The sequence below is a fragment of the Flavobacterium sp. GQ95 genome (assembly GCF_059758655.1).
In genome coordinates this window covers 1,053,402-1,067,860 of the sequence record NZ_JCAXEB010000001.1, presented here as the reverse complement: position 1 = coordinate 1,067,860, position 14,459 = coordinate 1,053,402, and the positions used below count along the sequence as shown (strand labels likewise).

12 protein-coding genes and 1 pseudogene are annotated in these 14,459 nt (G+C 35.6%); 11 read left to right on the top strand and 2 right to left on the bottom strand.

The features are described 5' to 3' along the window. The first annotated feature begins 81 nt into the window (after positions 1-81). The 11 genes and pseudogenes from AC6CH4_RS04470 to AC6CH4_RS04420 all read left to right on the top strand — a co-directional run bounded on the left by AC6CH4_RS04470 (position 82) and on the right by AC6CH4_RS04420 (position 12,574). Positions 82-1,740 (top strand): arylsulfatase, encoded by a 1,659-nt coding sequence (locus tag AC6CH4_RS04470; protein WP_498100518.1) that lies wholly within the window; start codon positions 82-84, stop codon positions 1,738-1,740. 71 nt (positions 1,741-1,811) lie between these two features. Next, entirely contained in the window at positions 1,812-2,828 is a 1,017-nt protein-coding gene (locus tag AC6CH4_RS04465) for an HAD family hydrolase (protein WP_498100516.1), read from the top strand. Positions 2,829-2,928: 100 nt separating this feature from the next. Beyond that, complete coding sequence (locus tag AC6CH4_RS04460; RefSeq protein WP_498100514.1) at positions 2,929-3,753, top strand: hypothetical protein; 825 nt, start codon at positions 2,929-2,931, stop codon at positions 3,751-3,753. A 35-nt stretch (positions 3,754-3,788) separates the two neighbouring features. Then, positions 3,789-5,135 carry a DUF1214 domain-containing protein gene (locus AC6CH4_RS04455; protein WP_498100512.1) on the top strand — a complete coding sequence of 449 codons (1,347 nt, stop codon included), beginning with the start codon at positions 3,789-3,791 and terminating at the stop codon, positions 5,133-5,135. A gap of 9 nt (positions 5,136-5,144) precedes the next feature. Next, a pseudogene (locus AC6CH4_RS04450) lies at positions 5,145-5,803 on the top strand (DUF1254 domain-containing protein); the annotation flags it as partial. Between the two features lie 51 nt (positions 5,804-5,854). After that, positions 5,855-6,658 (top strand): DUF1214 domain-containing protein, encoded by an 804-nt coding sequence (locus tag AC6CH4_RS04445; RefSeq protein ID WP_498100613.1) that lies wholly within the window; start codon positions 5,855-5,857, stop codon positions 6,656-6,658. Between the two features lie 13 nt (positions 6,659-6,671). After that, the gene (locus AC6CH4_RS04440; RefSeq protein ID WP_498100510.1) at positions 6,672-8,072 is read left to right on the top strand and encodes a DUF2252 domain-containing protein; all 1,401 of its coding nucleotides are present in this window, start codon (positions 6,672-6,674) and stop codon (positions 8,070-8,072) included. Positions 8,073-8,392: 320 nt separating this feature from the next. Continuing rightward, complete coding sequence (locus AC6CH4_RS04435) at positions 8,393-8,974, top strand: DUF4136 domain-containing protein (RefSeq protein WP_498100508.1); 582 nt, start codon at positions 8,393-8,395, stop codon at positions 8,972-8,974. Between the two features lie 148 nt (positions 8,975-9,122). Then, positions 9,123-10,352 (top strand): helix-turn-helix domain-containing protein, encoded by a 1,230-nt coding sequence (locus AC6CH4_RS04430; RefSeq protein WP_498100506.1) that lies wholly within the window; start codon positions 9,123-9,125, stop codon positions 10,350-10,352. Positions 10,353-10,409: 57 nt separating this feature from the next. Further along, the gene (locus tag AC6CH4_RS04425) at positions 10,410-11,378 is read left to right on the top strand and encodes a SphA family protein (RefSeq protein WP_498100504.1); all 969 of its coding nucleotides are present in this window, start codon (positions 10,410-10,412) and stop codon (positions 11,376-11,378) included. 32 nt (positions 11,379-11,410) lie between these two features. Next, the gene (locus AC6CH4_RS04420; RefSeq protein ID WP_498100502.1) at positions 11,411-12,574 is read left to right on the top strand and encodes a BamA/TamA family outer membrane protein; all 1,164 of its coding nucleotides are present in this window, start codon (positions 11,411-11,413) and stop codon (positions 12,572-12,574) included. 137 nt (positions 12,575-12,711) lie between these two features. Here the strand turns inward: AC6CH4_RS04420 and AC6CH4_RS04415 are convergent, their stop codons facing one another. Next, complete coding sequence (locus AC6CH4_RS04415) at positions 12,712-13,581, bottom strand: CPBP family intramembrane glutamic endopeptidase (RefSeq protein WP_498100500.1); 870 nt, start codon at positions 13,579-13,581, stop codon at positions 12,712-12,714. Positions 13,582-13,658: 77 nt separating this feature from the next. Continuing rightward, on the bottom strand, positions 13,659-14,456 hold the full coding sequence (locus tag AC6CH4_RS04410) for an AraC family transcriptional regulator (RefSeq protein ID WP_498100498.1): 798 nt from the start codon (positions 14,454-14,456) through the stop codon (positions 13,659-13,661). Positions 14,457-14,459: the final 3 nt, after the last annotated feature.

The following is a 14,459-nucleotide window of genomic DNA, read 5'->3' as shown; positions in this document are numbered from 1 at the left end:
ATCATTTATAACAAAGAACTATTAACAAATTTTATTACCATGAAACAAGTTAGACTAAAATGTGTTTTTAAAAACGCAATAATGCTTTTAGCATTAGCATGCTTCACTAGTATGCAAGTGAACGCTCAAAGTTCGAAAAAACCTAATATTCTTATACTTTGGGGAGATGACATTGGAACCACTAATATAAGTGCTTATAGTGATGGACTAATGGGATATACAACACCTAATATTGATCGTATTGGAAATGAAGGTTTACGCTTCTTACAATATTATGGAGAACAAAGCTGTACTGCCGGTCGTGCGGCGTTATTGACAGGTCAGCATGGTATTAGAAGCGGATTGACTAAAGTTGGTTTTCCCGGAGCGCCTATGGGAATGAGTCAATTAGATCCTTCTATTGGAGGTATTATGAAAAATTTGGGCTACGCTACAGGTCAGTTTGGTAAAAACCACGTGGGTGACCGTAATGAAAGTTTGCCAACTGTAAATGGTTTTGATGAATTTTTCGGAAACCTGTATCACTTAAATGCTGAAGAAGAACCAGAACTGCCAGATTATCCAAAAGATCCTGCTTATTTGAAAAAATTTGGACCAAGAGGAGTTTTAAAATGTACAGCAACAAATGTTGATGATCCTAGTATTCCAGATGCTCGTTTTGGAAAAGTTGGAAAACAAAGAATTGAAGATACAGGTCCTCTTACTAAAAAAAGAATGGAAACTATAGATGATGAAACATCTGCAGCGGCTATTGATTTTATAAAAAGACAAAATGCTGCAGGAAAGCCATTTTTCTGCTGGTTCAACGCTACACGTATGCATTTACGCACACACGTACGAGCAGAGCATCGTGGTAGATATACACATGGAGACAGTGAATATATCGATGGTATGATAGAGCATGATTTAACAATTGGAGATATCTTAAAAGCTTTAGATGATTTGGGTATTGCTGATAATACGATTGTGATTTATTCTACAGATAATGGTCCTCATATGAATACATGGCCAGACGCTGCTATGACACCATTCCGTTCAGAGAAAAATACCAACTGGGAAGGTGCTTTTCGTGTACCATGTCTGGTGCGTTGGCCAGGCGTAATTAAACCAGGACAAATTACAAATGAAATGATGTCTCATAATGACTGGATGCCAACATTGGCTTCAATTGCAGGAGAGCCAGATCTAGTGAAAAAATTATTGAACGGATATAGTGCTAATGGTAAAAACTATAATGTTCATTTAGATGGATTTAATCAATCTGCATTGCTTCGTGGCACTGGACCAAGTGTCAGAGATAAATTCTTTTATTCTGATGACGATGGATTGCTGGTAGGTTTGCGCCAGGGCGATTACAAATATGTTTTCGCTGAACAGCGTAAAGAAGGAACTATGGGAGTTTGGGCAGAACCTTTTACCAAACTTCGTCTACAAAAAATATTTAATATCATGCAGGATCCTTTTGAAAGAGCCGATATCACTTCTAATACCTTTTGGGACTGGAATATGAACCATGTACCTTTTATGTATGGGGTTATGGAACAGGTGTTTGTTTTTGCTGAATCATTTGACAAATATCCTCCGAGATCAATTCCTCCAAGTTTTAATCCAACTACCATCCTGGATCAAAAACTTCTTCAAATAAAAGCGAAAGCATTTGTCGAGAAAAACATGATGGCGGGTGATAAGAAAGAAAGTGTTGAAGATGCAAATGCAAAATCAAATAAAAAGAAAAAGTAAAAATATAAGTAGTAAATAATCAGCTTGAGTCAGGAATGGCTCAAGCTTTTCAATAACTTAAAATCAATATTATGTATAGAAAAATATATATAGTACCTCTGTTTTTATTATTACTTATTTCTTGTAAAAAAACAGATACTGTTACAAGTACTAATTCTCAGGATAGTACAACAACAGTTGCAACAAGCGGCGATCCGCTGCCTAGCTGGAATGATGGTAATCTTAAAAGTGATATTATAGCGTATGTTACAAAGGTAACTAAAGAAGGAAGTCCTGATTTTATTCCGGTTGAAAACAGAATCGCGACTTTTGATAATGATGGAACACTTTGGGCTGAAAAACCTTATGTTCAGGAATTATTTGCTTTTTACAGAGTTAAGAAAATGATTGAAAAAAATCCTGCTTTGGCTCAAAAACAACCCTTTAAAGCGGTTGTAGAAAAAGATAAAACCTATTTTGAAAAAGGAGGAGATAAAGCTTTAATCGAATTGGTAGCCGCAACACATACCGGTATGACAGAAGATGAATTTGAAGCTTCTACAAAAGAGTTTTTTGCTGGTGCCCAATATCCGGGTAAAAATGTTCCATTAAAACAAATCAGATACCAACCACAATTAGAGCTTTTAAATTATTTGCGCGCAAATGGTTTCAAAACTTTCATTGTAACCGGTGGAACGATCGAATTAGTACGAGCAATATCAGCCGATTTTTACGGAATACCAAAAGACCAAGTGGTTGGAACATCTTTCAAATACACCTTTGACGACGCCACAAATTCTATTAAAAGAGAACCCGCTTTAGATCTTTTAGATGATAAGGCAGGAAAACCTGTTGGTATACAACTTCATATTGGACAAAGACCCGTTTTTGCCTGTGGAAACGAAGGAGGTGCAGGTGATTTGGCCATGTTAAGATATTCTTCAGGAAGTAAATATCCTTCTTTTCAAATGATCGTAAATCATAACGATTCTATTAGAGAATTTAATTATCAGGAAAAAGATAATTTGTCCTTAAATACTGCTGCCAAATACAAATATCATGTGATAAGTATGAAAGATGATTGGAAAACAATCTTTCCATCCAAATAATTTTGAATTAGTTAGTATTAAAAGAAACAACTTTTAAAAGTTGAAAGTTGTTTCTTTTTGATTTTAAGAATGAATAAAAATCTTTTAAAAGAAAATAATCATGAAACTTCCAGGGTATTCTATTTCAATTCAATCTCTTTTTATTGCATTTGTTTTTCTTTTAAATTTTTCTGCTTTTGCACAAGAGGAACCAAAGGCTGGCAATAGCGCACAAGAACTTGCCGATAAAATGGCGAATCCGGTGGCAAGCTTAATTAGTGTTCCACTGCAAAACAATCTTACTTACGGGATTGGTCCCTATAATGGAATAAAATATCAGATCAACATACAGCCCGTTGTCCCTTTTAAATTAAGTGAAAACTTAAATTTAATTACCCGTTATATTCTTCCGGTGGTAGATCAACAGGATGTTACCGGCGAAAATACTCATGAATTTGGTTTAAGTGATGCTACTGTAACCGCTTTTTTTGCTCCTAAAACTAAGGGAATTATATTAGGGGTTGGTCCAGCTTTTTTGGTTCCAACCGCTACAGAAAAATTTTTAGGAACAGAAAAATTTGGTATTGGACCGAGTGTCCTGGTTATGCATCAGGGAAAAGGGCTTTCAATTGGTTTTTTAGCCAATCAAATTTGGTCAGTTGCCGGAAACGCAGATCGTGCTGATTTTAACCAATTTTACACGCAAATATTTTTGACTCACAGTTACAAAAGTGGTGCAAGTTTAGGTTTTACTTCAGAGATTACGCAAAACTGGCAAGGAAATACAACGCTTATTACGGTTAGCCCGAATGTTGGCGCCATTACAAAATTAGGAGGACAAACCATGCAATTTGCTGTTATGCCTTTAATACCAATTGTAGGCCATTCAGATATCAGACCCGATTGGGGATTGAGAGCGGTTGTGGCTTTTATATTTCCTCAGTAAATTTTAAATAAATTACCCAACTTAAAATCAGCAATATGAAAAAATTAGTTCTTATTGTCATTGCAATATTTCTATTTATTGGTTGTAAAAAAGAAACTTCAACTTCAACAACTTCTGCATCGGTAGAAAATAATAATGCAGTTCCAACGGACCAGGACATTATTGACGCCTACACCTATTTGTATGGCAGATATCTGGTAATTCAACAGGAAAATTATGACATTAATGTCGAAAAAGTCGGCTATAATAAAATCAAATACAATCCGCTGGGTACGGCTCAATTTGTGAATCCAAATTTGGATGTTGCTTATCTTGAGGCCTGGATTGCAGTTGATAAAGACCATGCCGTTATTTTGAATGTTCCAAAGATCGAAGGACGTTATTATACCGCAGAATTACTGGATGGTTGGGGAGAAGTAATTGTGAATATCAACAATCGTAATTTTCCTAAAACGCCTTATGGAAAATTTGCTTTAGTTCTAAAAGGAACAAATCCAACGATTCCTGCGGATGCGGTAAAAATCGAATTACCATCTGAAAAAGCAAAAATGCTGGCTCGTGTAGAATTAAAAGGTACTCCGGATATTGCTCAAAAACTGCAAAAGCAATTTACATTCACTGTTCCTGACGGAATTAAAATTGCCCCACCGTTAACTATTCCTGAGTTTACTCCAAAAGCACCAATTGGAGGAGAAATTTTTGATAAAGTAGAAGAAGTAGTTGCTTCCTATCCTGATGTTATGCCAAAGGCAAAAGAATATCAGGACAAAGCAATTGCAATAGAACAATATCGTAAAACAGATGAAAAAGCCAAAGCCCATGTAGATGAAGTAGTCAAAACGAAAGCAATTCCAGGATTTTTAGCCGGTGCAAAAGGTTTTGGAACCCAAAAAGGAGGCTGGTCAGTATCGTATGCAGCCGGTAATTTTGGCGATGATATTCAGGCTCGTGATATTATAAATTATGGTGGTTTATGGGCCAATCGAAAAGAAGAAGCTGTTTATTTTATTGGTTTGATAGATAGTAAAAATCAACCTTTGAGCGGCGATAAAGTATATGAAATCAGATTTCCAAAAGATGCTCTGCCAGATACTGCAGTCGATGCATTTTGGTCAACAACTTTATATAGCGTGCCGGATTACAGAGTAGTGGACAATAAATTAAAACGCTATAATCTGAATAATGTTTCCGGACTAAAGAAAAATCCTGACGGTTCTTTGAGTATCTGGCTGGCTTCATCTTTGCCTAAAGGTGCAATTGAAAGCAACTGGCTGCCAACACCAGCAGGAAAAGGTTTCTCTCTTAATTTCAGAACATATGTCCCTAAAAAAATTGTTCAGGACGGCCAATGGTTTCCTGCTCCAATTGAAGAAAAAAAGTAATAGAACGTAATGACCAAAAACAATATTATGAAAAATAAATGTCTTGTAATTTTAGCTTCAGTATCTTGTTTGTTAAGCATTAGCTGTAAAAAAGAGATCACAGCAGGAGATCGTGTTGGAAATGGTTTAGTGACCGAGGATTCTTCAGCAGTTAAAAAAGGTATTCCTGCTGGTCCGGCCGCCAATACAATAATGACCGAAGAATATGTCAAGCATATTGGATCTTTGGCTTTTTTATGGGGATGGCCAATGGTTAATATTCATAATAGAAAAGTAACTTTTGAGAAACTTCCAGAACCTTTGTATAAAGGCGGAATTGTACCGTTAAGTCCACCAAATCAATTGTGTATGCTGACTGATTATATCAAGCCGGGAGAAAGAGATGTAGCGTGCCCGAATCAGGATGTTGTATATGGTTTTGGTTTAACTGATTTTACTAAAGATGCCTTAGTAGTTCAGGTTCCGGATTTTGGAGACCGTTTTTGGGTGTATCAGGTTTGTAATCAACGAACAGATGGTTATGCAACTTTAGGCAAAATGTATGGAACAAAACCGGGATTTTATTTGTTAACGGGACCAAATGGAATGGAAAAGTTCCGGATGGAATTACAGGAGTTTTTAAATGTGATACAGATTTAGGAGTTGTGATTCCGAGGGTTTTTCAAACGGATGATCCGGCAGACAAGAAATCGATTCAGCCACTTATTCAGCAAATAATAATGTATCCGCTAAGTCAGTTTGATGGAAAAATGAAAACAAAAGACTGGACAAAAATCCCCGTTTTACCGTCACCCGAAAAAGAAGGAAATGAAGAAACAAAATGGGTAAAACCTGAAGTTTATTTTGATGAGTTGCCTGCTATTTTAAAAGAAGTTCCACCACTTCCGGGTGAAGAAGCTATTTATGGACAAATACAATCCGTTTTGGCAGCTGCTCAAAAAGACCCGAAAATAAAAGCGATCTTAAAACAGGCCGCTATTGATGCTGACCAAAAATTAATTACACCATTATTTCAATTTTCGAATGTTGGATATCCGTTAAAAGACAATTGGACAACACAAGGAAACGGAGCGCAATTTGGATTGGATTATTTAACAAGAACGGCTTGTGCTAAAGCCAATATTTTTGTGAATAAACCTAATGAAACCAAGTATTTCTATCAGGACAAAGATGCTTCAGGGCAAAGATTACATGGTAACAGCAAATACACTGTAACTTTTGCCAAAGGCGAAGTTCCTCCCGTAAAAGGATTTTGGTCGCTTACTTTATACAACCAGTATCATTTCTTTTCCCCAAATTCAGTTAACCGATTTTCTTTAGGAACCAAGAATAAAAATCTAAAGTATAATGCTGACGGTTCATTGACATTGTATGTTCAAAATACACCTCCATCACAGGATAAAATGAGTAACTGGCTTCCTTCTCCAAAAGAAACATTTTCGCTATATGTAAGATGTTATTGGCCAGAGGATCGTGTAATTAAAGGAAACTGGACACCGCCGGCAGTTGTAAAAGTTAAATAATAAATCATCCTTTATGGCTGAAAAATCGACAGATACAGACGACAACTTATTTAATCCCGCAGCATCAAAAGCAGCGCGGTTTGATAAAGGTGTGGCTATTAGAAAATTGGTGCCACGGTCTGTTCATGAAGAATGGAATCCGTCTGAAAATAGGGAAGATCCTGTAGAAATTCTGATCAAAACAAGTGTAGGAAGATTGGAAAATTTAGTTCCAATACGATACAGCCGAATGATGGAAAGTCCGTTTACTTTTTTTAGAGGTACAGCTGCAATTATGGCTTCAGATTTGGCACAAACTCCAAATACAGGAATTGAGCTTCAGCTTTGCGGCGATTGTCATTTGATGAATTTCGGCGGATTTGCAACGCCAGAACGAAAGATAGTTTTTGATATTAATGATTTTGATGAAACTTTTCCGGGACCTTGGGAATGGGATATCAAAAGACTGGCGACAAGTTTTGTAATTGCAGGAAGATGGAAGAAATTCCCGAATAAAATCTGTAAAGAATTTGCCTGGCATGTTGCCGATAGTTATAAGAGACACATGCTGGAATACAGTCAATTATCGGCACTTCAAATTTGGTATGCTGATATTGATCTTGCTGAGCTTATCGAAAGAGGGGATGATGAAGAGATAAAAGAATTTCAACAAAAAAGATTAAAAAAGGCTTCAGAATATACGGCGCACGAAAAAGAGTTTGCAAAAATGACTTATATGGAAGGAACCCGTGCCCGAATAAAAGACGAACCACCTCTGATTTTTCATCCAATCGGCGAAGAATGGAAAAGACTTGAAAGAGAAGCGACAACTATTCATAAAAGATATATGGAAACATTATCGGACGAAAAAAAAGTGTTGTTAAGCCGATATGCTTTGCACGATTTTGCGATAAAAGTGGTTGGTGTAGGAAGTGTGGGAACGCTATGTGGCATAAGTTTATTGATGTCAGCTACAGGCGAACCTATTTTTTTGCAATTTAAAGAGGCCAGACATAGTGTATTAGAGCCTCATATAGGTACAAAAGGCAAATACAGCCACCAGGGAGAAAGAATTGTCAGAGGTCAAAAGCTGATGCAGTCTGCTTCGGATATGTTTTTAGGATGGACGAACGACAGCCAGGATAAGTTTTTCTATATCCGACAGCTTCGTGATGCCAAAGTAAAACCGGTTCTGGAAATTATGAAAGCCAAAAACATGGCCGATTATGCAAAAGCTTGCGGCTGGGCTGTGGCAAGAGCACATGCCCGTACCGGAGATCCTTCAATCTTGTCCGGGTATCTTGGAAAAGGAAATGAATTTGCCAATGCCATTGCAAAATTTTCAATTTCCTATGCCAATCAAAATGATGCCGATTATTATAAAATGCTGGAAGCAATTAAAGACGGAAGATTGCCAATTTCAGATGAGGTGTAACTCTCATTAATTATTAAAATTGAATTTTATGAATAAGATGTCTGAAATAGCAGTTTATAATATTTTATAGTTTTAGAATGGTTACTTACATAATAAATAAACAAATACTTATTCTAATTAAATAAGTAAGAATTTTTACCACTCTACTATGTTAATTAAACAAAATGATTTATCTTTGAGTATATGGTAAATAATTGTTTTGTAGATAGTTGTATTCATATAGCATCTATTTAACATGATTTTACCTTCATACTGGATTTGATCAGCATTTTAATAAATTCAAGTTAAACTTATTTAATCATTAATTTAAATACCACAAAATGAATATTAAAAGAAAGAATCTTCGTATAATCCCATTTTTTGTATTGGGATTGCTTTTCAGCTGTTCTCCAACTGTAAAAGTAACTACTGATTATGACCATGCTGCTAACTTTGGCGAATACAGAACTTTCACGGTGTATGACCTGAAAGCACAGGAAGGTCAGGTTAATCAGCTTAATGTAGACCGTGTTGCGAAAGCCATTCGTGCCGAAATGACCGCAAAAGGCTTTACAGAATCCTCTTCTAATCCGGATTTAAAAGTAAATGCGGTATCTATCCTAAAAAACAAAACGCAGGTTACAGCCGATACTAATTTCTATGGTTATGGCGGTATGTATCGTCCGTACGGATATTGGGGCGGCGGTGCTATGATGGGTGGCGGTTCAACAACATTTAATACTTACGATTATGTTGATGGTTCATTAATAATTGATATTGTATCTACCAAAACAGGCAAACTGGTTTGGCAGGGAATCGGTAATGCACAAATTGACAGCAAACCTGATAATCCGGAAGAATTTATCAATGGTGCAATCAAAAAAATACTAGAAGGTTTCCCTCCGGGATTAGCCAAAAAATAGTTGACAGGTTTATAGCTTATAAATTTAATGTATAAGGCATTTATACTTATTTGTTTCGGCAAATAAGTATAGCCTTCTCAACGACTCCCAAGTCTGTTCTTTTAAGTTACACTGAAAGAAATACCTTTTAAAATTTAAGCCCGAAATTATGCTCGATATAGTACTTTCACTTTTCTTTTTTGTAGCCACAATAGTTGGTTTTGCGACGTCATTTATGGTCCTTTTTTCAAAGAAAAACTATTCAAAAAGTTTCTTTTTAGGGCTGTTTTTGTTTAGTCTTGCTGTTGTAAGCATCTATAATTTTTACTTATCGGCCAATACTTTTAAACCATTTCCTGATCTGTTTATGATCACAAAATCCTTTATATTTTTAGTAGCACCTTCTGCTTTTTTGTATGTAAGAAGTGTTTTGTTTTCAGAAAGGATATTCAGAAAATACGACTGGTTACATTTCGTACCTTTTATCTTTTATTTTGGTTTAACATGGGTTGTATGGGTTGATCGATATTTCGATCTTCCGGTTATCAATTATCTTGCAGTAAAAATAAGAAGTCCGTTTTCTATGTTGAGTTTAACAATCTGGCTGATGTATGCTTTTTGCCAGACGATGATGATTTTGAATTATGATTTGAAAAAATTCAAAGAAGATCACTTTAACAGAATAAAAGTTTTAAGCTGGATCCGACTTTATAATTTGATGATCTTGTTTTTGTTTTCAGCACTTTTTGTACATTATTTTTTAGTGAACAAGGTTGATAGTATCGACTTTTCATGTTATATCCTGATTTCTTCAGTGCTTGTTTTTACAGTTGGATGGCTTTATTTTAAACCTCAAATTTTCTACGACGCAAATGAAGCAGAAGATGTAAATGCTATCAGTGAAGTAAATGAGAATTCTAACTTTGATCAGGATGACAATCATTTGGTGCTCCTCAAAACAAATGAAACAAAAAACAATCTGCCATTAATAAAAGAATTAACGACAGAAAAAAAACAAGAATATCTCGCCAAATTAGAAAATATCTTTGCTACAAAAGAGCTTTTTCTGAAGAAAGATCTGGTGATTCGGGACATTGCTGAAGAAACAGGAATATCGGTACATCATCTTTCCAATTTAATAAATTCAGAATTTAACCTTCATTTTCAGGATTATGTAAACCTGAAAAGAATTGAATATTTCAAGGAAAAAATAAACGATCCGGAATGGAAAGATTTATCGCTTGAAGGAATGGCCTGGGATTCTGGTTTTAAATCAAGAACGACTTGTTTTAGAGCCTTCATCAAACATACAGGTAAATCACCTTCGGAATATTTCAAAGTAATCCGAATAAATCCTGAAAAAACAACTACTTATTATTTAAAAGAATCTTCAAACTGAAAAGGAAACAGTTTGTAAAGAGGTTTGTTGGGTCTTATTAATTTTAAAACAGAAATGATGAAAAAGAGATTTAAACAAAGACAAACAATAAAATCAATAATTACGCTAGTATTCCTTTTTGTTTTTTCTGCAGGACAAGCGCAGCTTAAAGGAGGTCATATTTTGGGTGCTATGGGGTTGCAATCAGGAACTCAAACACCAGCCAATACCTTAAGTGTTTATATTCCGGGATATTTTTATACAGCATCATCTTTAAGAGATGCCAATGGCGATAAAGCACCTGTAGATCCTGATTTTACAATGACTATTACAGGAGCTGGTATTTCGTGGGTTAGTGATTTTAAAATCCTGGGAGCCAATTATGGAGCAACAGCATTATTAGCTTTTGCATCAAATACAATTCAGGGAAATAATGCAAATGTCAATAATTCTTTAGCATTGACAGACTCTTATGTTCAGCCGATTCAATTAGGCTGGCATCACAAAAGAGCCGATTTTGTGGTGAGTTACCAATTGTATTTACCAACTGGCAGTTATACCGCAGGTGCTTCTGACAACAGTGGTTTGGGAATGTTTATGAATGAATTTTCTGCAGGAACAACTTTATTTTTCAACGATAAAAAAACCTTTCATTTTTCTGCTTTGGCCTCTTATGAAATCAATGGAAAAAAGAAGGATACCGATATTAAAACCGGAGATATTTTGAGTATCGAAGGAGGTTTGGGTAAAACATTTTATATGATGAATACCGAAAAAACCGCTCCAACAGGAATATTAAATGCGGGTTTAATTTACTATTTACAATATAAAGTGACCGATGACAAAATTCCTGTTCCGGTAATCGGAATTGTTGAAGGCGATAAAGATAGTGTTGGAGCAATAGGAGCTGAAGTAAATTATTTTCATATTGGTTGTAAAACTTCTGCAGGATTTAGATGGGTAGCTGAGGTTGATGCTATTAACAGATTTCAGGGAAATACTTTTTTCCTTACACTGGCGCATGTGTTTAGTTTAAAGAAAGAATAGTTGAAAGAATTATAATGTATTGAAATTCTAATATGAAAAACACAAAGCTCTTCCGAAAAATGGTTCTCGCAAATGTTTTTTTCCTTTTGTCATTCAATATGGTGATGGGACAAAAACAACATATTAGTTTAAGAGATTCTATAGACCACGCCATCGATTTAAGTGATTATATCATTTACGCGCATGGTTTTATTGTGATTCCAACGATTATTACCGAGCCTGCCCTGGGCGGAATTGGAGGTGCCGTCGCTCCTATTTTTCTTAAAAAACACGCACCAGTAATTGATGAGAATGGTAAAAAAAGATTTATAAATCCGGATATTACTGGGGGAATGGGAATGTACACCGGAAATAAAAGCTGGATGGTGGCTGGATTTCGTTCTGCTACTTTAATAAAACCGAAAATTTTATACCGTGTCATGGCAGCTTATGGAGACATGAATTTGTCTTTTTATGAAAATAGGCCCAATGGAGACGACATAGAATTTAAACTCAATTTTAGATCTACGATATTTTATACCCAATGGTTAAAACAGTTTAAAAACGCAAAATGGAGCGCTGGGCCGCAATATTTATTTCTTAATTCTGATATAACATTGCCGGATTTAAACCTGAATCTTCCGCCTTCTTTTGTTAAGCCAAAAGATATAAAAAGTACCGTGAGTCAACTCGGTGGTGCTATTCAGTTTGACGGACGTGATAATATTTTTACGCCCGATAAAGGAGTTCGGATACAATCAGATTTTTTCTGGTCAGATGATGCCATTGGTTCTGATTATGATGCCTGGCGCGTCAATCTGTCCGCAATAGGATATTATCCATTATCAAAAAAATTAATCGGAGGTTTGAGAATCGAAGGAGAACAAGCTTTCGGAAGTCCGCCATTTTATCTTTTGCCTGGAATCAATTTAAGAGGAATTCCGGCTGCCAGATACATGGGAAAAACAAGTATCGTTACCGAAGCCGAATTTAGATGGGATTTGTACCGAAGATGGAGTCTTATGGCTTACGGTGGTCTGGCGAGCGCTTTTAACGATTGGGATCAGGCTTTTGCGAAACCTGTTGTGTACAGTTACGGATCTGGTTTCCGGTATTTACTGGCCCGTAAATTCAAATTAAGAATGGGGGTAGATGTGGCAAAAGGACCGGAACAATGGGCGTATTATATTGTTTTTGGAAGCAATTGGATGCGATAGCTGAAAAGAAAATAGAAAATAGAAAATAGAAAAAAGAGACAAGAGACAAGAGACAAGAGAAAGATTCCCGATAATAACTACCGGGAATTTAAATATAAATTTGTGCTAATTTGTGAAATTTGTGGTTGAATAAATTTTTATTTCACCCAATAAGGTTTCACTATCTTATTTTCTCTATGACATAAAAACAGCAATATGGCTGATCCTATAGAGCAGAATATAATCGCCTGAATACTTCCTTCCGGACCAAATTCTCCTCCGGTTATCCATGTTGAACCTTCAATCTTTGCAACCAACAAACTATCTACTTTTGTAGTTCCGGATGTTATGGCTCCAAAAATTCCGGATTGCATAAAATTCCATGCAAAATGGATCGCTATCGGAAACCATAAATTCCTGCTGTACATAAATGCGGCACCCAATAACAAACCAGCTTCAATAGCAACACACAAAGCAGAAATTAATGTAGCACCTGGATTTGCCAAATGTAAAGCTCCAAAAATTATAGCCGAAATAGCCAGGGCAATATAACTTCCCAATTTTTCTTCCATGATTCTGAAGAGAATACCGCGAACTAAAATCTCTTCAATAATAGCGGCGGTAAAAGCCAAAGTAAGCGGAATGATAATAAACGAAACCGGATTTACGGAAAGAACGGTATAGCCGCCATTTATATAAATAACCAAAATGGTAAGCGATTGTAAAATCATTCCAATTAAAGTTCCGAGAATTAAATTCCTGGTAATTCCTTTTAAAGCGAATTCGGTTACTTGTCTTTTTTCGTAATATTTAAAGAAAACAATATAACTGGTTAAAGCTAAAGCCGAGACAATAATTCCTTTAATTAGATTTCTGTAATTTTTATCCAGAGGCGTCATCAACAACAATTTTGCTGCAATTGCCTGGCCGATGTTGATCAGTAAAAGGCAAACGATCAGCGCCAATATAATTTTGATTAACGGAAAATTAAATATTTTTTGTTTTGTAGTAAGAGTTTGAACTTCCATTTTGGTTTGTTTAGGTATTTAAGTTGAAACAAAAGTAAGCAGCATTAAAACCAAAAAATAGAATGAAATTTGCCTCTCTATAATTTTTGAAATTGTTTGGGTAAAAATCCGGTTTGATTTTTAAAGGTTCTTATGAAGTGGCTTTGGTCTGAAAATCCGCATTGAAAACTGATTTCGGTCAAATTACTTTTGTTGGTTTCTATCAGCGAAAGCGAACGATTTATTTTGATTCTTCGCATATATTCGCCCAAAGTACAGCCAAAATACTTCGGAAAATGTTTCGAGATCGTAATCGGATTTAAGTTTAAAACCTGCGCCAAATCTTGCAAGTTTGGATTTTCATTCCAACAATCATTTAATAATTCATTGAGGCTTTTCACCCAAAACGGACTTTTTTCAAATCTTTCCAAATGTGAATTTGAATTTGCCAATTGCGCAAATAACATCGTAATGGTATCGCTCGAAAAAGTATCGGCAACAAGACATTCTTTAAAAATCTTCAGAATCAAAAATTTGGTTAGTGTTGAATTTTGAACCGATTTTTCGATAATGGATTCGGAAATCTGAAGTTCTTTTAAAAGACTTTCTTCAATTTCAATATTGATATTTTTCGACGGAAAATGAGTATCGTGATTTAAATGCAATTCATCGCTATGATAAAACAACAACGAACCCGGGCCAACTACTTCGCTAAAGTTTTTTCGCTTTTCGGTAGTTCCTCCTCGTAGAAAAAGTGTTATGTGCGCATTATTGTGCGAATGCCAGCCTTCATAAACTTTGCTTTGATACTCCGTTTCAACAACAGCAATTCCCTGCGTATTGGTGAAAATATTTTTGGTATTACCTAAGTATTTTTCTTTTTGTAGTTCGAACATTTT